Source organism: Paraburkholderia sp. SECH4 (assembly GCF_030511745.1).
In the GTDB taxonomy this organism is placed as follows: domain Bacteria; phylum Pseudomonadota; class Gammaproteobacteria; order Burkholderiales; family Burkholderiaceae; genus Paraburkholderia; species Paraburkholderia madseniana.
In genome coordinates, this window is the sequence record NZ_JALOCP010000021.1 from 109,951 (window position 1) to 125,941 (window position 15,991).

General features: G+C 60.9%; 17 protein-coding genes. 13 read left to right on the forward strand and 4 right to left on the reverse strand.

Annotated features, from left to right (window positions below; all coding sequences use genetic code 11):
• Positions 1 to 50: 50 nt before the first annotated feature.
• Complete coding sequence (locus tag M0D67_RS25640; RefSeq protein ID WP_266240262.1) at positions 51 to 758, reverse strand: glycine zipper 2TM domain-containing protein; 708 nt, start codon at positions 756 to 758, stop codon at positions 51 to 53.
• 346 nt (positions 759 to 1,104) lie between these two features.
• Between M0D67_RS25640 and M0D67_RS25645 the strand changes: the two genes are divergently transcribed.
• The gene (locus M0D67_RS25645; protein WP_154564347.1) at positions 1,105 to 1,443 is read left to right on the forward strand and encodes a hypothetical protein; all 339 of its coding nucleotides are present in this window, start codon (positions 1,105 to 1,107) and stop codon (positions 1,441 to 1,443) included.
• A gap of 3 nt (positions 1,444 to 1,446) precedes the next feature.
• Here M0D67_RS25645 and M0D67_RS25650 read toward each other — a convergent pair whose 3' ends face one another.
• Positions 1,447 to 2,088 carry a GntR family transcriptional regulator gene (locus M0D67_RS25650; RefSeq protein WP_266240263.1) on the reverse strand — a complete coding sequence of 214 codons (642 nt, stop codon included), beginning with the start codon at positions 2,086 to 2,088 and terminating at the stop codon, positions 1,447 to 1,449.
• A 109-nt stretch (positions 2,089 to 2,197) separates the two neighbouring features.
• On the opposite strand from M0D67_RS25650, the gene M0D67_RS25655 reads away from it, so the two are divergent.
• The 10 genes from M0D67_RS25655 to dhaK all read left to right on the forward strand — a co-directional run bounded on the left by M0D67_RS25655 (position 2,198) and on the right by dhaK (position 11,277).
• A complete protein-coding gene (locus M0D67_RS25655; protein ID WP_266240264.1) occupies positions 2,198 to 2,674 on the forward strand; it encodes an OsmC family protein in 477 nt (158 codons plus the stop codon).
• 193 nt (positions 2,675 to 2,867) lie between these two features.
• On the forward strand, positions 2,868 to 3,887 hold the full coding sequence (locus tag M0D67_RS25660; protein WP_171928806.1) for a LacI family DNA-binding transcriptional regulator: 1,020 nt from the start codon (positions 2,868 to 2,870) through the stop codon (positions 3,885 to 3,887).
• A gap of 114 nt (positions 3,888 to 4,001) precedes the next feature.
• On the forward strand, positions 4,002 to 5,333 hold the full coding sequence (locus tag M0D67_RS25665) for an ABC transporter substrate-binding protein (protein ID WP_154564341.1): 1,332 nt from the start codon (positions 4,002 to 4,004) through the stop codon (positions 5,331 to 5,333).
• A 66-nt stretch (positions 5,334 to 5,399) separates the two neighbouring features.
• A complete protein-coding gene (locus M0D67_RS25670) occupies positions 5,400 to 6,356 on the forward strand; it encodes a carbohydrate ABC transporter permease (RefSeq protein ID WP_154564339.1) in 957 nt (318 codons plus the stop codon).
• Positions 6,353 to 7,306 carry a carbohydrate ABC transporter permease gene (locus M0D67_RS25675; RefSeq protein WP_266240265.1) on the forward strand — a complete coding sequence of 318 codons (954 nt, stop codon included), beginning with the start codon at positions 6,353 to 6,355 and terminating at the stop codon, positions 7,304 to 7,306. Before M0D67_RS25670 ends, M0D67_RS25675 begins: the two co-directional genes overlap by 4 nt.
• The gene (locus M0D67_RS25680) at positions 7,303 to 7,497 is read left to right on the forward strand and encodes a hypothetical protein (RefSeq protein WP_266240266.1); all 195 of its coding nucleotides are present in this window, start codon (positions 7,303 to 7,305) and stop codon (positions 7,495 to 7,497) included. The genes M0D67_RS25675 and M0D67_RS25680 overlap by 4 nt, the downstream gene beginning before the upstream one ends.
• A 4-nt stretch (positions 7,498 to 7,501) precedes the next feature.
• On the forward strand, positions 7,502 to 8,605 hold the full coding sequence (locus tag M0D67_RS25685; RefSeq protein WP_266240267.1) for an ABC transporter ATP-binding protein: 1,104 nt from the start codon (positions 7,502 to 7,504) through the stop codon (positions 8,603 to 8,605).
• Positions 8,598 to 9,644 (forward strand): ABC transporter ATP-binding protein, encoded by a 1,047-nt coding sequence (locus tag M0D67_RS25690; protein ID WP_266240268.1) that lies wholly within the window; start codon positions 8,598 to 8,600, stop codon positions 9,642 to 9,644. The genes M0D67_RS25685 and M0D67_RS25690 overlap by 8 nt, the downstream gene beginning before the upstream one ends.
• Positions 9,641 to 10,273 carry a dihydroxyacetone kinase subunit DhaL gene (dhaL, locus tag M0D67_RS25695; protein ID WP_154564329.1) on the forward strand — a complete coding sequence of 211 codons (633 nt, stop codon included), beginning with the start codon at positions 9,641 to 9,643 and terminating at the stop codon, positions 10,271 to 10,273. The genes M0D67_RS25690 and dhaL overlap by 4 nt, the downstream gene beginning before the upstream one ends.
• Before the next feature lie 14 nt (positions 10,274 to 10,287).
• Positions 10,288 to 11,277, forward strand: a complete 990-nt coding sequence (gene dhaK / locus M0D67_RS25700; RefSeq protein WP_168435865.1) for a dihydroxyacetone kinase subunit DhaK — start codon at positions 10,288 to 10,290, stop codon at positions 11,275 to 11,277.
• A gap of 64 nt (positions 11,278 to 11,341) precedes the next feature.
• Here dhaK and M0D67_RS25705 read toward each other — a convergent pair whose 3' ends face one another.
• Both M0D67_RS25705 and M0D67_RS25710 read right to left on the reverse strand, forming a co-directional pair.
• Positions 11,342 to 13,018: an NRAMP family divalent metal transporter gene (locus M0D67_RS25705; protein WP_154564327.1), complete on the reverse strand. Its 1,677-nt coding sequence runs from the start codon at positions 13,016 to 13,018 to the stop codon at positions 11,342 to 11,344.
• 136 nt (positions 13,019 to 13,154) lie between these two features.
• The gene (locus M0D67_RS25710) at positions 13,155 to 13,298 is read right to left on the reverse strand and encodes a hypothetical protein (protein ID WP_154564325.1); all 144 of its coding nucleotides are present in this window, start codon (positions 13,296 to 13,298) and stop codon (positions 13,155 to 13,157) included.
• Between the two features lie 369 nt (positions 13,299 to 13,667).
• Between M0D67_RS25710 and M0D67_RS25715 the strand changes: the two genes are divergently transcribed.
• Positions 13,668 to 13,886 (forward strand): hypothetical protein, encoded by a 219-nt coding sequence (locus tag M0D67_RS25715; RefSeq protein ID WP_266240269.1) that lies wholly within the window; start codon positions 13,668 to 13,670, stop codon positions 13,884 to 13,886.
• A 610-nt stretch (positions 13,887 to 14,496) separates the two neighbouring features.
• Positions 14,497 to 15,969 carry a carbohydrate porin gene (locus M0D67_RS25720; protein WP_266240282.1) on the forward strand — a complete coding sequence of 491 codons (1,473 nt, stop codon included), beginning with the start codon at positions 14,497 to 14,499 and terminating at the stop codon, positions 15,967 to 15,969.
• The last annotated feature ends 22 nt before the right edge of the window (positions 15,970 to 15,991 follow it).

Consider the following 15,991-nt stretch of genomic DNA (forward strand, 5'->3'; position numbering starts at 1 on the left):
TCAGCACATCGCCAGATGCGTTCGCCCCGCGTTTGCCCCGCGTTCGCCCGTTAAGAAGCCGTCAACGAATCGCCGGATACGTGGACCCGCTCGCCGATCTGAACGTCCGGTTGCGTCGGGTAGCTGAAGTTGCGGTAGCTGCCGTCCTGCATACGCACCTGGACCTGATAGGTGGTCTGCTTGCGCACGGCGTGCTCGATCCCGTTGCCGGCAAGACCCCCGCCGACAGCGCCTGCGATGGTGGTGAGAATCTTGCCCCGTCCGCCGCCGATCTGATTGCCGACGAGGCCGCCGGCGACCGCGCCACCCAGCGCGCCGAGCCCGGTGGTCGGCTCAGGCGCCTGCACCGTGTTGATGGCGACGACTTCGCCCGCATAAGGGTCGGCGACCGGCCTTGCCGGCGCGGGTTCATAGGGTGCCTGGTAGCCCTGATTGTTTGCGTACCTCGGTGTCTCCGCGGCGGGCGTGCTGTGCGTGTGATGCACGCGCGGCCGTGCCGGTGCGGCTTGCTGGACCGTTTGCTGAACCGGTTGCTGAACCGGGGCCGCCTGGGGCGCGGCGACCGGAGCGCTGGCAACCTGCGCGGCGACCGTGGTGGCCGGCTGCGCGGGCTCGGTAACGGCGTGCGAGGTAGGCAGAAGGCCAGTCATCGCTGCGATGCCGGTGGCGCTCGCGAGGATGACGGCTACTGCTGCGCCGGCGACCAGGGGGTGGATACGGCTGCGCTGCGAATTACTGGAGGTGAGGTTCGTGTTCATTGCGGGCTCCGCGGGTAGATGCCTGCAATAACGCGGCAGCAGCGCGGCCGGTGGACGCCAGACGCACGCTGCTTTGTAAGCATTTGTACAAATTGCCGACGAAGATGGGCCGGTCAGATTTCGTCGGTAAATTCGTCGAGGAAGCGCTGCAGACGATTGTGGCGAATCTTCGCCAGACGCGCGCCGGTTGCTGTCTGGAAACCGGATGCTTTCAGCGATGAACAAAAGTGGCTGGCGGGCGGTCTTACCGTTTGACCGGGTTCCTTTGCGAGCGTCGTTGGCTCGACCTCGCTACGATGTGCGGGGAGCATGGGTCGGGCAATTCGACGGCATGATGGAGTGGGCTATGAAAATCGTGACAAAGACCCTGTTGGCCGCAGCGCTGATGATGGGTCTGACGGGCGCGGCTTGCGCTCAATCGGCAAACCTTAACGCCAATGGTATGGTCGGTTTGCAGGCAGGTGGGATGAATGGTGCAGGGCAGGGAACGGGTTTGGGGGCGGGCGCGGCCGGGCTGAGCCCAACGCCAGGCTTGGGCACCCTGGGCCACGCCCCAGCGATCGGAGGAGCCGGCGGCACTGGATCCGGCCCGGCGCTCAACAACATGCGGGCGAACGGCACCAGCCTGAATATGAGCCCGGATCCTCGCGCACCGAACGTGACGGGAAAAGCGTTCGGACAGTAGTCGTCACTCAGCCCGAACCAGTTGCAGAACGATGCGCTTCGCCGACTTGAGATGTTCCGCCGTCATCGATCGCGCGAGGCGTGCGTTGCCGGTCTCGCATGCTTCGAGAATCTTGAGATGCTCGTCCTGGAACGCCGGTGTATCGGCGAGCAGCGTGCTTTGCAATCGCTCGTAGCGCTCGACCTGAGCGCGCAGCTCGCGGATCGCTTTCAATTGCCGGCTGTTTGCACACGGCCGGTATAGCAGTTCATGAAATTCGCGATTCAGTTCACCCTGTCTTTGCGCGGTATCGGCATCTCCCAGAAGCCGATGAACGAGTTCGGCGCGGGATAACGTCTCACTGTCCATGCGTTTGACCGCGTGGAAAATGGCGTCGCCTTCGAGCAAGATGCGCAGGCCGTAAATCTCGTCCAGGTCCGACTCGGTCAAGGTGCGCACGACCGCCCCGCGATTGCGCATGAGTTCAACCAGTCCTTCGCCCTCGAGCTTTTGTATCGCCTCTCTCATCGGCACCCGGCTCACGCCGAAGCGATCGGCGAGTTCGCGCTCGACCAGCCGTGCGCCATCCTCCAGTTCGCCGGTCGCGATCAGTTCGCGTAGTGAGGCGGCGATGGCATCGGCCGTCGAATCCAGTTTGTGGTCCATGTGCGTCGAGTTCCTGTCGTTTGGAATAATGGTATACCAAAACGGGTGCGCGCATTTAGAATGCGCCTGTTGCGAAATCAAATCCGGGTCAACAGCGAAGGAGATTGGCATGGCGTACGGCGAGCACAAATACGCGGTATCGGTGCAATGGACAGGCAGCCGCGGCAGCGGCACCTCGGGATACCGTGAATACGGTCGAGACCACATCATCGCCGCGGGAAACAAGCCTGACATTCCCGGGTCATCGGACGCCGCATTTCTCGGCGACGCGAACCGGTGGAACCCGGAAGATCTGCTGGTCGCCTCAGCGTCCGCCTGTCACAAGCTCTGGTATCTGCATCTTTGTTCGGATGCGGGCATCGTTGTTTTGAGCTATCGCGACAACGCGGAAGGCACGATGCTCGATAGTCCGGAGCAGGGCCGCTTTTCACAGATCGTTCTGCGGCCGCACGTCGTCATTCAGGCAGGCGGCGACCTGGAGCTGGCTGGGCGTTTGCATCATACGGCCCATGAGAAGTGCTATATCGCGAACTCGGTCAACTTTCCGATTCTGTGCGAACCGGCTATCGAGACGGATGGGAACTGACGCTTGTGCGGTGCAAGTGATTCAGCATGGCGAGCGTTCGGCATCGCATTGCCAATTGCTTCACACCTTCATGTGCGCCGCACCATGCCATCAAAAATGATGGATTTAACGAAGTAAAAAAACTTGCATTTCGCGCAGAAAAAGCTACCTTCATAAAACAAAACGACTTCTGGCTCGGCACCGGAGGAGACACATGCCGGCTACACGTATGATGATTGCGCGTCGTGCGGGCGTTAGCGTGGCCACGGTCGATCGTGTGTTGCGCGACGATCAGGCCGTGCGTCCGGAAACTGCCGAGCGCGTTCACCTTGCGCTGGCCACGCTGCGCGACGAACGCGCGAGTCGCGGCCGCCCGGCGAAGGCCGGTTCGTTTCGCGTCGCCTTTGTGCTTCCCCAGATCAACTCGCGCTTTCTCGATCATGTCGAGCGCGGTATCGCGCTCTCCGCCAGCTTCTTTCGCGAACACCGCATCATCCCTTCGTTCTATCGCTGCGATTTTTCCAGTCAGCGCGACACGGCCACATTCGCCGAACAGGTGGCCAGCTACGACGCGCTCGTGCTCGTGCCGCTCGACTATCCATGGGTAGAACGTCTGATCGAAGACATGAGCGCGGCGAACGTGCCTGTCGTCACGGTGTTCTCCGATCTGCCGTCGAGCCGCCGCGCCGCGTATGTCGGCGTCGATAACCGGGTCGCCGGTCGTACGGCCGGTTTGTTGATGGGCAGATTTCTCGGTTCCCGCATTGGCACGGTGGCGGTGCTTTCCGCCTCGTCACGCCTGCATGATCAACTGGAGCGGCGCACTGGTTTTTCGCAGGTTCTGGAAGAGGACTTTCGCAATCTGCGCTGGATCGCCGAGCCCGATTTCGCCGAAGACGACGACGGTGCGGGTCTCGCCGCTCAGGGTTTGCTGGCACGCCATCCGGATCTGGTCGGCGTCTATGCGACGGGCGGCGGCATCTCCGGGATTGCCGCGGCATTGCAGGAATCCGGCGACAAGGCCCGTCTGATTGTGATCGGCCATGAATGCACCGCGGAGACCCGCAGCCAGCTCACCGAACGCGCGATCGATGTGATTCTCGATCAGGACGTGCGAGGCATCGTGCACTGGGCCGGCCTTGCCGCGATTAATTTTCTTAACGACGTGCGTGGCGCGCTCGCCATCCCAACGCCGGAAACCCGAATTTATCTTCGTGAGAATGCGCATGCCTGAAGCTCGCGACACGCGGATTGCCGTCTGAATCCGCTGGAGCCGAAACGCGGTGCCCGGCGCATGGGCGCTGTTCCATATCAGGTTGGAGACCCGAGAAAGACAAGGAGAAGACACATGTTACGTCTTACGTCAGCAAGGGTAGTGGCGGCAGCCATCGTATCGCTGGGATTCGGCATGGCGACGGGCGCGCAGGCGCAGGGCAAGCAGTTGACATTATGTTGGGCGGCATGGGATCCAGCCAACGCACTCGTCGAACTGTCGAAAGATTTCACGAGCAAGACCGGCATCAAGATGAAGTTCGAGTTCGTGCCGTGGACCAGTTACGCCGACCGCTTCATCAATGAACTTAATTCGCATGGCAAACTATGCGATCTGATCATCGGCGATAGCCAGTGGATTGGCGGCGCGGCGGTTAATGGGCACTACGTCAAGCTCAACGATTTCTTCGTGAAGAACAAGATATCGATGGACGACTTCGTGCCGGCGACCGTGGTCGGTTACTCGGAGTGGCCGAAGAATACGCCGAACTACTGGGCATTGCCGGCAATGGCCGACGCGGTCGGCTGGACATATCGCAAGGACTGGTTCGCGCGCCCGGAGTTGCGCGCGGAGTTCAAGCAAAAATATAAACGCGAACTCGAACCGCCCACCACGCTGGATGAGCTCAAGCAAACCGCCGAGTTCTTCCAGGGCCGCAAGATCGACGGCAAGACCGTGTACGGCGCGTATATCTTCACCGAGCGCGGTTCCGAAGGCATCACGATGGGCGTGACCAACGCGCTCTATAACTTCGGCTTCGAATACGAAGACCCGAAGAAGCCTTATCACCTGGACGGCTTCGTCAATTCACCGGGCGCGATCAAGGGGTTGGAGTTCTATAAGGCGCTCTACAAGTGTTGCACGGCACCGGGAATGACCAACGCGTACATGCAGGAAGGACTCGACGCGTTCAAGTCAGGCCAGGTGGCGATGCAGATGAACTGGTTTGCGTTTTTCCCGGGACTCTATAAAGACCCGAACGTCGGCGGCGACAAGATCGGGTTCTTCGTCAATCCGCGTGAATTGAAGCAGTTCACACAGTTGGGCGGGCAGGGCATCTCGGTCGTTTCGTACTCGGATCATAAAGACGACGCGCTCGAGTACATCAAATGGTTCGCGCAGCCGGATGTCCAGAAGAAATGGTGGCAATTGGGCGGTTATTCGGCGGCGAAGTCGGTGGTCGATGCCCCGGACTTCCCAAAGAGCGCCCCGTTTGCACCGGCCTTCCTGAAGTCGATGGCGATCGTGAAGGACTTCTGGGCGGAGCCCGCTTACGCCGAACTGCTGCTCGACATGCAAAAGCGCGTGCATGATTACGTGGTGGCCGATAAGGGCACGGCCAAGGAAGCGCTCGATCTTCTGGTCAAAGACTGGAACAAGGTCTTCAAGGCCGAAGGCAAGAACTAGCGCGTTTCCCGACTGGACCGGCGCCGCCTGCACGGATTGCCGCCGGTCCGCTTAAAGGAGTCAGGCATGTTGGCAAACAAGCCTTTTCCGTCGGCTGGGCTCGAGTCAGGCGCACGGGCGCGCGTGAGCACGCGCCTGGCCGGGCTATCGGACCGAACCATTGCGTGGCTGTTCATTCTTCCGACGATCCTGCTGCTGCTCGCCATCAACATCTTCCCGTTGATCTGGGCATTGCGTCTCTCGTTCACGAATTTCAAGTCGAATATGCCGAGCGTGCCGGCGCACTTTGTCGGCATCGACAACTACGTCGATATTCTCACCGACGAAGACATCTGGTACGCCATGCAAGTCACGGCGCGTTTCGTGTTCTGGTCGGTCGGACTGGAGGTGCTGCTCGGCTTCGGCCTCGCGTTGCTGATCAACCGGCAGTTCCGCGGGCATAGTTTCTGGACCACGTTGATCCTGCTGCCAATGATGCTTTCGCCCGCCGTCGTGGGCAATTTCTGGACCTTTCTGCTGCAACCGCAAACGGGTCTTTTCAACGATATCGTCAGCTTCTTCACGGGCATTGCTCCCGGGTCGTTCCAGATGATCGGCGACGTCTCGCTTGCACCGTGGACCATCGTGATGGTCGATACGTGGATGTGGACACCTTATGTGATGCTCATCTGCCTCGCGGGTCTGCGTTCGATTCCCGACTACATCTACGAAGCGGCGGAAGTGGATCGCGCCACGCCGTGGCGGCAGTTCTGGTCGATCACGCTGCCGATGACCTTGCCGTTCCTGATGCTGGCGGTGCTGTTTCGCGGCATCGAGAACTTCAAGATGTTCGACATGGTGAACCTGCTGACTTCCGGCGGACCGGGTTCGGTAACCGAAACCGTGTCGATCACGCTAAAGCGCGCCGCATTCGAGAAGTGGCAGACCGGCTATTCGTCGGCGCTGGCCATCATTCTCTTCGTGACGGTGTTCGGTGCGGCGAACATCTATGTGAAGGCACTCAACCGGGTGAAACAACGATGAGACCGACTGCCAGTCAATACTCGGTGGTGGCGTCGTCGCCGCGCGCCAAGCGCTTCGCCGCCGCGGCCGTCATCACGTATGCATTGCTCGCCACCTTGCCGATGGTCTGGATCTTCCTGACGAGCTTCAAGACCCAGGAAGACGCGATCGCCTATCCGCCAGTCGTGCTGTTCCAGCCGTCCATGGAAGGCTACGTGAACCTGTTTACGATCCGTTCGCGGCAGACGCCGGAATTCATCGCCAGTCTGCCGCCTGCGCAAACCTGGTATGAGCGCGACGTGCGCAAGCGCAGCATGGTGATCGCGGGTCCGTCGAAGGTGTTGCCGCGCTTCGTCAATTCGCTCGTGATCGGATTCGGTTCGACTTTCCTCGCGGTGTTTCTCGGCACGCTCGCGGCGTATGCCTTTTCGCGTTTCAAAGTACCGCTCGCCGACGACCTGCTGTTTTTTATTCTGTCGACTCGTATGATGCCGCCGATAGCGGTCGCGATTCCGATCTACCTGATGTATCGCGCGTTGGGCCTGAGCGACAGCTATGTCGGCATGATCGTGCTTTATACGGCAGTGAATGTCTCGTTGGCGGTGTGGCTGCTGAAGGGCTTCATGGACGAGATTCCGCGCGAATACGAAGAGGCGGCGCTGGTAGACGGCTACACACGTCTGCAGGCCTTCGTCAAAGTCGTGCTGCCGCAGGCAATCACCGGCATTGCGGCAACCGCGATTTTCTGTCTGATCTTCGCGTGGAACGAGTATGCGTTCGCGTCTTTGCTGACGAGCGGCGATGCGCAGACCATGCCGCCGTTCATTCCGTTCATCATCGGCGAAGGCGGGCAGGACTGGCCCGCTGTTGCGGCGGCGACCACGCTATTCGTACTGCCGATTCTCTTCTTTACTGTCGTGCTGCGCAAACATCTATTGCGCGGTATCACATTTGGAGCGGTGCGCAAATGAAACGTGATTTCGTTCTCACGCAGGGGCGCTGGCTGCGCCGCAGCTATAGCGAAACGGCCTCCACCGTGCTGATCGGCGCCGGCATGGCGATGCTGGTTCAGCCGTTTTCGCTGGCGCTGTTCACGTGGTCGTTTCCGGTCATTCTGGTGGGCGCACTTGCGTTCCTCGTGACGAGCCATTTCCCGGAATAGCGCCATGTCGACCATCGTGCTTGCCAACCTCCATAAACGTTTCGACGATTTCGTCGCGGTGCGCGGCACCAGTCTGACGATCGATGCGGGACGCTTTGTCGTACTGCTCGGTCCGTCGGGCTGCGGCAAGACCACCACGCTGCGGATGATCGCCGGGCTCGAGTTGCCGACCTCAGGGCAGATTCTGATCGACGGCGAAGACGTGACAGCGCTGCGTGCACGTCAGCGCGATATCGCGTTCGTGTTTCAGATGTTCGCGCTGTATCCGCATATGACGGTGCGCAACAACATTGCGTTTCCGCTGAAGAACGAGCATGTGTCGCGCAAGGAAATCGCGACGCGGGTCGATGCGGTCGCACGCATGCTGCGCATCGAGGACATTCTCGATCGCAAAACAGGCGGCCTGTCGGGCGGTGACCGGCAGCGCGTCGCCCTCGGCCGCGCGATCGTGCGGCAGCCGAAGGCTTTTCTGATGGACGAGCCTCTTGGGACGCTCGATGCGGACTTCCGCGAGCTGATGTGTCTTGAACTGCGCAAGCTGCATAACGCGCTCGCGGCAACGACGGTTTATGTGACGCACGACCAGAGCGAAGCAATGGCGATGGCCGACGACATTGTCGTGATGAACAAGGGCGAAGTGCTGCAAGCCGGGCCGCCACATGAGATTTATCATTTTCCGGCCACCGTGTTCGTCGGCAACTTTATCGGCAGTCCGCCGATGAACTTCCTGCCGGTCGATCGCGGTGTCGATGCGGGTAGCGAAGCGGTACAACTTCACGGCGCCGCAGTGCCTGTACCACGTTGCGAGGCGGCGGCCGAGCGTGTTCTGCTTGGCATTCGCCCGGAGCATGTGGTGATCGACGAGCGCGGCCCACTGCGCGGCAAGGTCATCGCCGATGAATATCTCGGCTCGCATCAGGTGCTGGTGATTGAGACCGCGTTGGGCGTCGTGCGCGTGCGGGCGGGCAAGGACGACGGTTTGCCTGCCGGATCGCCGGTCGGTTTGTCGTTTCGCAAGGAGCGCACACTGCTGTACGACGCGCAAACGGGCCGCCTGCTGCCACGCGCCGCTCAAACGATTCCCGCATACGGAGAGGCTCATGGCTGAAATCCAGTTGCGCAATGTATCGAAACGGTTTGGCGACATCCGCGCTGTCGACGATCTTTCGATCGACGTCGATGATGGCGAGTTCATCGTGTTGCTTGGGCCGAGCGGTGCAGGCAAGACGACTACGCTGCGTCTGATTGCCGGGCTGGAACGACCGGATACCGGCGATGTACTGATCGATGGCGCCATTGCTACGGGCGTGCATCCATCGGATCGCGACGTCGCGTTTATCTTCCAGCAATACTCGCTCTATCCGCATCTGACTGTGTTCGGCAATCTGGCTTTTCCGCTGCGCTCGCCAAGAAGGCGCAGCAGCGAGACCGAGGTGCGCGCGCGAGTCCACGCGGTGGCCGAGATGCTGCATATGGAATCGAAGCTCGACAATATGGCGACACACCTCTCAGGCGGCGAAATGCAGCGCGTGGCGATAGGGCGTGCGCTCGTGCGGCAACCCAAGGCATTTTTGATGGACGAACCGCTGTCGTCGCTCGATGCAAAGCTGCGCGAAGAGTTACGTATCGAACTCAAACGCCTGCATCGCACGATCGGCGCAACGATTGTTTACGTTACGCACGATCAGGTTGAAGCGACGACGCTCGCGGATCGTATCGGCATTCTCGAACATGGGCGTCTGGTACAGCTCGGCACGCCCCGCGAGGTATACGGCAATCCGGTTTCGCTCAGTGCAGCGCAGCGGCTGGGCTCTCCGCCGATCAACCTGCTGCCGCCTGCGCTGTTCGATTCGGCGCATATGCCGGCGGGTACGGCCACAGTGGCAATCCGTCCCGAAGACGTGGTGCTGCATGACGGCGACACGCGGGATCAACGCGATGTTTCAGGTGCACAGGACGCATTGAATCTGAAGGTGCTCGAATATTCGCCGCTGCGGCACCTGCTGATCCTCGATCGCGCGGGAACCGCCGTCGTGGCAACGACAGTGGCGGAGCGCAATTTCACGCCCGGGCAATCGGTCGGCGTTTCGCTGCCGGCGCGCAGCCTTTTATATTTCCGAGCCGACGGCAGGAGGATAGCGACATGAACGGCAAAACGGTCATGGCGTGCATCGACGCCGCATATGCGTCGCTGAAGGAACATACCGACGAGATCGCTTTGCTCGACCAGCAGATCGGCGATGGCGATCACATCTTCAATCTGCTGCGAGGCATGGAGGCCCTGCTCGCGGTGAGGTCGGACATCGAAGCCGCAGCATTCGGCCCCGCGCTGGAAATCGCGGCATCCAAGGTGCTCTCGACGGTGGGCGGATCGTCGGGGCCATTGTTCTATTCGCTGCTGAGCGGCATGTCTAAAGCTTCCGAACGGCATGCACCGGATACAGCGGGCTTTGCGCACGTTTTTGCCGCGGGGGTCGAAGCGGTCGGTCAACGCGGCAAGACCGGCGTCGGCAGCAAAACGATGATGGACGTCCTGATCCCGGTCGCGAAGCGCTTCGACGAACTGGCCGCACAGGGCGCGACATCACAAGAGGTGCGCGATGCGTTGCCGCGGGTCGCGGAGGAAAACATGCTCGCTACCCGCGATATGCTGGCGACCAAAGGGCGGGCGTCGTTTCTCGGCGAACGTTCGCGTGGACACATCGATCCGGGAGCGCGTTCGAGTCAGATCATGATTGCGTCGGTATGCGCGCGCCTGGCGCTTCATAACGAGTGAAGGAGCGAGAGACCGTGAAAAAATTCATCAATGATGTGGACGATTTTCTCGCCGAGAGTCTGGCGGGGTTCGCCGCTGCGCACAGCGACCTGGTCGTGCTGAACAATGAGCCGGTGTTTGTGCGTCGCAAGGCGTTGAAGCCCGGCAAGGTTGCGCTGATTTCGGGTGGCGGCTCTGGCCATGAGCCTCTGCACTCAGGCTTCGTCGGCTATGGGATGCTCGATGCGGCCTGTCCGGGGCAGATTTTCACGTCGCCGACACCCGATCAGATGATGGCCGCAGCAAGGGCTGTCGATACCGGTGCCGGCGTGCTTTTCATCGTGAAGAACTACTCCGGTGACCTGATGAACTTTGAAATGGCGTCGGAGATGTCCGAGGTGCCGAATGCAATGGTGCTGATCAACGACGACGTGGCCGTGGAGAATTCGAGTTACACGACAGGGCGGCGCGGCGTGGCCGGCGCGGTGATCGTCGAGAAACTGGTTGGCAGTATGGCGGAGAGCGGCGCGGATCTCGAGCAATGCAAGGCCTTTGGCGACCGCATCAACAAGCGCACCGCGTCGATGGGTGTGGCGTTCACCAGTTGCACGGTGCCGGCGGCCGGTACGCTAACGTTCAAAATCGGCGACGACGAGATCGAAGTGGGTGTCGGCATTCATGGTGAGCCTGGGCGTCGGCGCGCGAAGTTCGCACCCGCTGACGCGATTGCGGGCGAGTTGCTGACGGCGATTGCTGAAGATCTGAAGCCGGCGGCACATGCTGAATTACTTGTGCTCGTCAATGGGCTCGGTGGTACGCCGCTTGGAGAACTGTATCTGCTCTTCAATTCCACGCGTACGTGGCTCGAGCAGCGCGGGCTGAATATCGGCCGGGTGCAGGTAGGCGCGCTGACGACTTCGCTGGAGATGGCCGGTGCATCGATCACACTGTGCGTGCTCGACGATGAGATGAAGCGCCATTGGGACAGCGCAGTGCATACGCCGGGACTACGCTGGGGCGTGTAATGCGAAGGTCTGCCGTTTGCCCGCCGCTCACCGGAGTAACCGTGAGCAGGCGGGCAGCATTGGTTTAATGCAGCAACGTCATCTGCACGACCTTCACGACAACGAGTGCGACCGCCACGATCAGATAGCCGCGCAGCACGCCCATCCAGATGCGTTTGGATAGCGTCAGTTGCGGTGCCGGCAGTTCTTCCAGGGGTGGCATGCGCCACATATTGCGTGCTTCTTTCGAAAACTGCTGCTCGCCAGCGGAAGCCTGGGCGACCGCGGAAGCCGCTGTATCCGTCGATGCGAGCCGCAGCCTGCGAACCGTCACGGTTGCAGCGTAGCCGACCACGGCCAGTAGCGTGCCGCCGGCCAGTACTTCAATGATTGCTTCGCCGGTAATGTCCGGATACATCACCGATGCAGTCAGGATGATTGAGAGCATGACGAGCACCCAGACAACTGCGCCTGTAAAGAAGTTGAGCTTCTTCGAGTTCACCCACGGACCAAGAACCGCACGGTCGTTGCACAACAGCAGCAGAAATACGGTCGCGCTCGGGAGCAGCACGCCTGCGAGCGTCTGCACGGCTTCAGTCAGAAGACCGAGCGGGCTGCCGGGAATCAGGACCAGCGTCGCTGCGGCCGCGATGATGCCGAAGTAGACGACGTAAAAGCCCTTCGCGTCCGTCACGCCGCGGTGCAGCGAGTGGCGAATCTTGAACACGTCGCCGATTGCGTAAGCGGTGGAGAGCGAGACGGCGGCCGCGCCAATGATGCAGGCGTCGAGCAGAGCAACCGCGAAGAGAACCGCGGGTGTGCGGCCGGCATATTTTTCGAGGCTGGCGATCACGCCGCCGGCATCCGTGAAATTGCCGAACTCGGGTTTGCCTGCGAACAGTGCAGAGCAGAACGAGATCATGGCCACCGCGCCGATCATCACGAATACGATGCCGATCCACAAGTCGGCTTTCTCATACTTCATGAAGCGCGGCGTGATGCGTTTATCCACGATATAGCTCTGCTGGAAAAACAACTGCCACGGCGCGACAGTGGTGCCGACAATGCCGATCACGAGCAGCATCACATCGCTCAGTTTCGAATTGGCGGGCCAGTTCGGAATCAGGAAGTCGTGCGCCATCTGGCCGACCGGCGGATGAATCGACACCAGTACGGGCACCAGCAACAGGCTCAACAGACAGAGCGCGACCGCAAAGCGCTCGAAGCGCCGGAAGTTGCCCGTACTGACTGCGGCCATTGTCACTGCGGCGGCGATGCAGACCCCGGCCACTTTCGAAATGCCGAAGAAATCCAGCACGAACGTGATGCCGATGAACTCGGTCACGATAGTGAGCGCGTTCAGGATGAACAGGTCGACGACGCTGAATGCCCCCCAGAACTTGCCGAAGCGCTCGAAGATCAGCCGGGCATGGCCGACGCCGGTCACGGCGCCGAGACGCAGCACCATTTCCTGATTGACGAAGAGAACGGGCACTAGCAGCAGCATGGTCCACAGCAAGGTGGTGCCGTAATTCTGTCCCGCTTGCGTGTAGGTGCCGAAGGCGCCGGCGTCGTTGTCGCCGACCATCACGATGAGGCCGGGCCCAAGGATCGCAAGCAGCGTTCGGATGCGGGCCCACCAGTTGTTGCGAGGCGCGGTATCGTGGTGCGCGATGGTGCCGAGCGCGCCTTTGATGTCGCCGAGATGGGCTTCGTCGAGAACGGCGCTGCGTGGCGGTGAGACATTGATTGGAGTGGACATTTTTGGCCGCCTGAGTAGATGTGGTTTGTATGCAGTGGCGCGTCTTCGGGATCCGCAGCGCGAGTGTCGTCGAATGGGGTCGAGCGACGGCGGCGCATGCGGATCGCGAAGGCGTGCGGGTGCTGACAGTGCCTAATTACGAAGCCGGGTTCGAGATGAGCGCTTTGACGCGCTGCCAGGACACGGCGAGCCAGTGCGGCTTGATGCTGTGAAGCGCGAGTGCAGCGTCGCTGTGAATATGCGCTTGCTGCAGGGTCGGTACGAGGACGGCGATGTACATGGTATTTCTCCGGTGCGTATGGCTTGACGCGGGTTGCGGAAAGCCAACAGACACGGAGCGCGGCCGGCACTACGCGCGCGGCGGCGAACGTCTACTTGCTTTCCTCAGGCAAATGAAAAATTGCGTGGCAATTGAGCGGCATAAGGGATAACTGTCACTGTCCGGCATGGCGGCTCCTTATCGGTTTTGTTTATCTGCGTTGCTTATCGACGTTGCTAATCTGCGTTCGTTAAGTACGTGCTCGTCCACGCGCTCGACCGCACCGGAATTCGAATGGATCGAACCGGCGTGAGCGAACGCTGCCGCGAGTGGATGCTCGCGACGCGATGCCATATGGTTGCGGGACGTGCGTAAGCACGGCGCGGCCGAATGGCGCTAGTTAAGGTGCACGGGGTGAGTTACTACGGCGCGCACCGTCTGCCTGCTGGCGAGACGGCGGCTGAGAAAAGAGAGCGCGGGCGTCGGGCCGGTCAGGCAGTGAAACTGTTCGAAAATCGACTACTGCTGATGTCCAAGGCAATGGCCCCGTTTGTGATGACTGGCGAATTTTATGCACTCCCGCAAGCAGAAGTCAACATGCTTCGTTAAGCGAAGCAAATATTCTTTTTTTATGCGTGCGGCAACGCACTTCGCTATTGCTGGCAAGGCTGAGTCTTTCAGAAGTGACAGGAAGGACAGGGGAATGAAGGGCGCGGATGCAGCGGTGGATAGGGCAACGGCAGGGCAACGGCTGGGGCAGGTGACGGGCTCGCCAGCAAATTCGGAGTGCGATCTCTTTTGTGTGATTTTTACTTGCGATTTTATAAGTGTGCCGAATACAATCCGCCCGTCTCAGCAAAAGGAGTCCCCCGTGGACACATGCTCCAGTAGTGGAAGTCCGATGCCGGTCTACGCCGGCGCAGTACCCGCGAGTTAGCAGCAGGATTACTCCTTCGCCGCTAACTCGCTCCGTTCGGGTTAGCGCGCGTCTTCAGTGACCGGTTCCAGCCGGTCTGCCAGTCGCACGCTCCCTCTGTTTGATCGGTATCGCATTGTTTGCGAGACTCGGTCACGTCTTCGTACATCGCCCGGTTTTGCCGGACCCGATGGGAGTGAGCTTATGTTCGTCAAATCGTTGTCGTATCGTTCTTTGGCGCGCCGCGCGCGCGGCGCTCAGACTTGTCTCACGCAGAAAGTCCCTGAAAGAGCGGGGTGGTGGATGTCGGGCGGCCACGTCGGGCTGACGTTTCTGTTGTCGGTCGGCGTGGCGCCGTCCGTGCTGGCACAGACGCCGGTAGTGGATCCGGTGCCCGCCTCGGATCAGGCGCCTGCCGCAGTTCAGTCTCCGGCCGCAGGGCAGACGTCTGCCGCTGAGCAGACCCCTGCCGCGCCCACCGGACTCTGGGAACGTTCGAATCTGCTCGACGACATGGGCGGGCTGCGCCCCTGGCTCGGCAACTACGGCGTGACCTTCAACCTGCAGGAAACCAGCGAGTATCTGAACAACCTGTCGGGCGGCGTCAAACGAGGCGGCGCTTACGATGGACTGACCCAGTTCGGTATCGTCGTCGACACGGAAAAAGCGGTGGGACTGCCGGGTGGCACGTTTAATGTCTCGGCATTGCAGATTCACGGCAGCAATCTGAGCCAACGGAATCTGCAGACCCTGCAAAGCGCTAGCGGTATCGAGGCCGACGACACGACGAGACTATGGGAGCTCTGGTATCAGCAATCCCTGATCGGCGGAAAAGTGGACCTGAAGGTCGGGCAGCAGAGTCTCGACCAGGAATTCATGGTGAGCCAGTTCGCGACGCCGTTCGTCAACGCGACCTTCGGCTGGCCTGTGTTGCCGTCGGTCGATATGCCGGCGGGCGGCCCTGCCTATCCGCTGTCGTCACTCGGCGTGCGATTGCGCGCCAGGCCTTCGGATGCCTGGACTGTGATGGCTGGTGTCTTCGACGGCAATCCGGTGGGCAGCGAGACGGGCGACCCACAGCAACAGAACCGCCACGGCACGAATTTCAATCTGCGTGGCGGCGCGTTGTTCATCGGCGAGGTGCAGTACGCCATCAACCAGCCTGCGGCGAATCCCTCGGGTACGCAGGCAGCCGGTCTGTCTGGCACCTACAAGCTGGGCTTCTGGTACAACACGCAAAAATTTGCGGACCAGCGTTTCGACAGTGCCGGTTTGTCGCTGGCGAATCCGGCGAGCAGTGGCGTGCCGGCGAGTCACCGGGGCGATTACAGCTTCTACGCAGTGGCCGATCAGACGGTCTGGCAACGGGGCGGGGACAGTCCGCAGTCGGTGGGTCTTTTCGCGAGAGTCATGGGCGCGCCGGGTGATCGGAATCTGGTGGACCTCGGCGTGAATGCGGGTGTAACACTTAAAGCGCCGTTCAAAGGGCGTGACAACGACGTTGCCGGATTGGCCGTCGGTTACGCGAAGATCGGCTCGCGTGCTCAAGGGCTCGCGAGCGATACCGCCTCGCTGACGACACCGGGCTATCCATCGCGCAGCGCCGAGACTGTCGTCGAGGCGACCTACCAGTATCAGGTCGCACCGTGGTGGCAGTTGCAGGCGGACTTCCAATATGTGTTCCGGCCGGCGGGCGGTATTCCGGATCCGGGCAATCCGTCCCAACGCGTCGGTAACGAAGCGATCGTCGGGTTGCGGACCAATATCGTTTTCTGAGTGGACCGCCGGCCGTTTCAAC

What these genes read in the sequence shown, in the direction of transcription:
- M0D67_RS25640 (WP_266240262.1), bottom strand. Translation starts at nt 758, where the DNA reads ATGAACACGAACCTCACCTCCAGTAATTCGCAGCGCAGCCGTATCCAC.
- M0D67_RS25645 (WP_154564347.1), top strand. Translation starts at nt 1,105, where the DNA reads ATGAAAATCGTGACAAAGACCCTGTTGGCCGCAGCGCTGATGATGGGT.
- M0D67_RS25650 (WP_266240263.1), bottom strand. Translation starts at nt 2,088, where the DNA reads ATGGACCACAAACTGGATTCGACGGCCGATGCCATCGCCGCCTCACTA.
- M0D67_RS25655 (WP_266240264.1), top strand. Translation starts at nt 2,198, where the DNA reads ATGGCGTACGGCGAGCACAAATACGCGGTATCGGTGCAATGGACAGGC.
- M0D67_RS25660 (WP_171928806.1), top strand. Translation starts at nt 2,868, where the DNA reads ATGCCGGCTACACGTATGATGATTGCGCGTCGTGCGGGCGTTAGCGTG.
- M0D67_RS25665 (WP_154564341.1), top strand. Translation starts at nt 4,002, where the DNA reads ATGTTACGTCTTACGTCAGCAAGGGTAGTGGCGGCAGCCATCGTATCG.
- M0D67_RS25670 (WP_154564339.1), top strand. Translation starts at nt 5,400, where the DNA reads ATGTTGGCAAACAAGCCTTTTCCGTCGGCTGGGCTCGAGTCAGGCGCA.
- M0D67_RS25675 (WP_266240265.1), top strand. Translation starts at nt 6,353, where the DNA reads ATGAGACCGACTGCCAGTCAATACTCGGTGGTGGCGTCGTCGCCGCGC.
- M0D67_RS25680 (WP_266240266.1), top strand. Translation starts at nt 7,303, where the DNA reads ATGAAACGTGATTTCGTTCTCACGCAGGGGCGCTGGCTGCGCCGCAGC.
- M0D67_RS25685 (WP_266240267.1), top strand. Translation starts at nt 7,502, where the DNA reads ATGTCGACCATCGTGCTTGCCAACCTCCATAAACGTTTCGACGATTTC.
- M0D67_RS25690 (WP_266240268.1), top strand. Translation starts at nt 8,598, where the DNA reads ATGGCTGAAATCCAGTTGCGCAATGTATCGAAACGGTTTGGCGACATC.
- dhaL (WP_154564329.1), top strand. Translation starts at nt 9,641, where the DNA reads ATGAACGGCAAAACGGTCATGGCGTGCATCGACGCCGCATATGCGTCG.
- M0D67_RS25705 (WP_154564327.1), bottom strand. Translation starts at nt 13,018, where the DNA reads ATGTCCACTCCAATCAATGTCTCACCGCCACGCAGCGCCGTTCTCGAC.
- M0D67_RS25710 (WP_154564325.1), bottom strand. Translation starts at nt 13,298, where the DNA reads ATGTACATCGCCGTCCTCGTACCGACCCTGCAGCAAGCGCATATTCAC.
- M0D67_RS25715 (WP_266240269.1), top strand. Translation starts at nt 13,668, where the DNA reads ATGGCGCTAGTTAAGGTGCACGGGGTGAGTTACTACGGCGCGCACCGT.
- M0D67_RS25720 (WP_266240282.1), top strand. Translation starts at nt 14,497, where the DNA reads ATGTCGGGCGGCCACGTCGGGCTGACGTTTCTGTTGTCGGTCGGCGTG.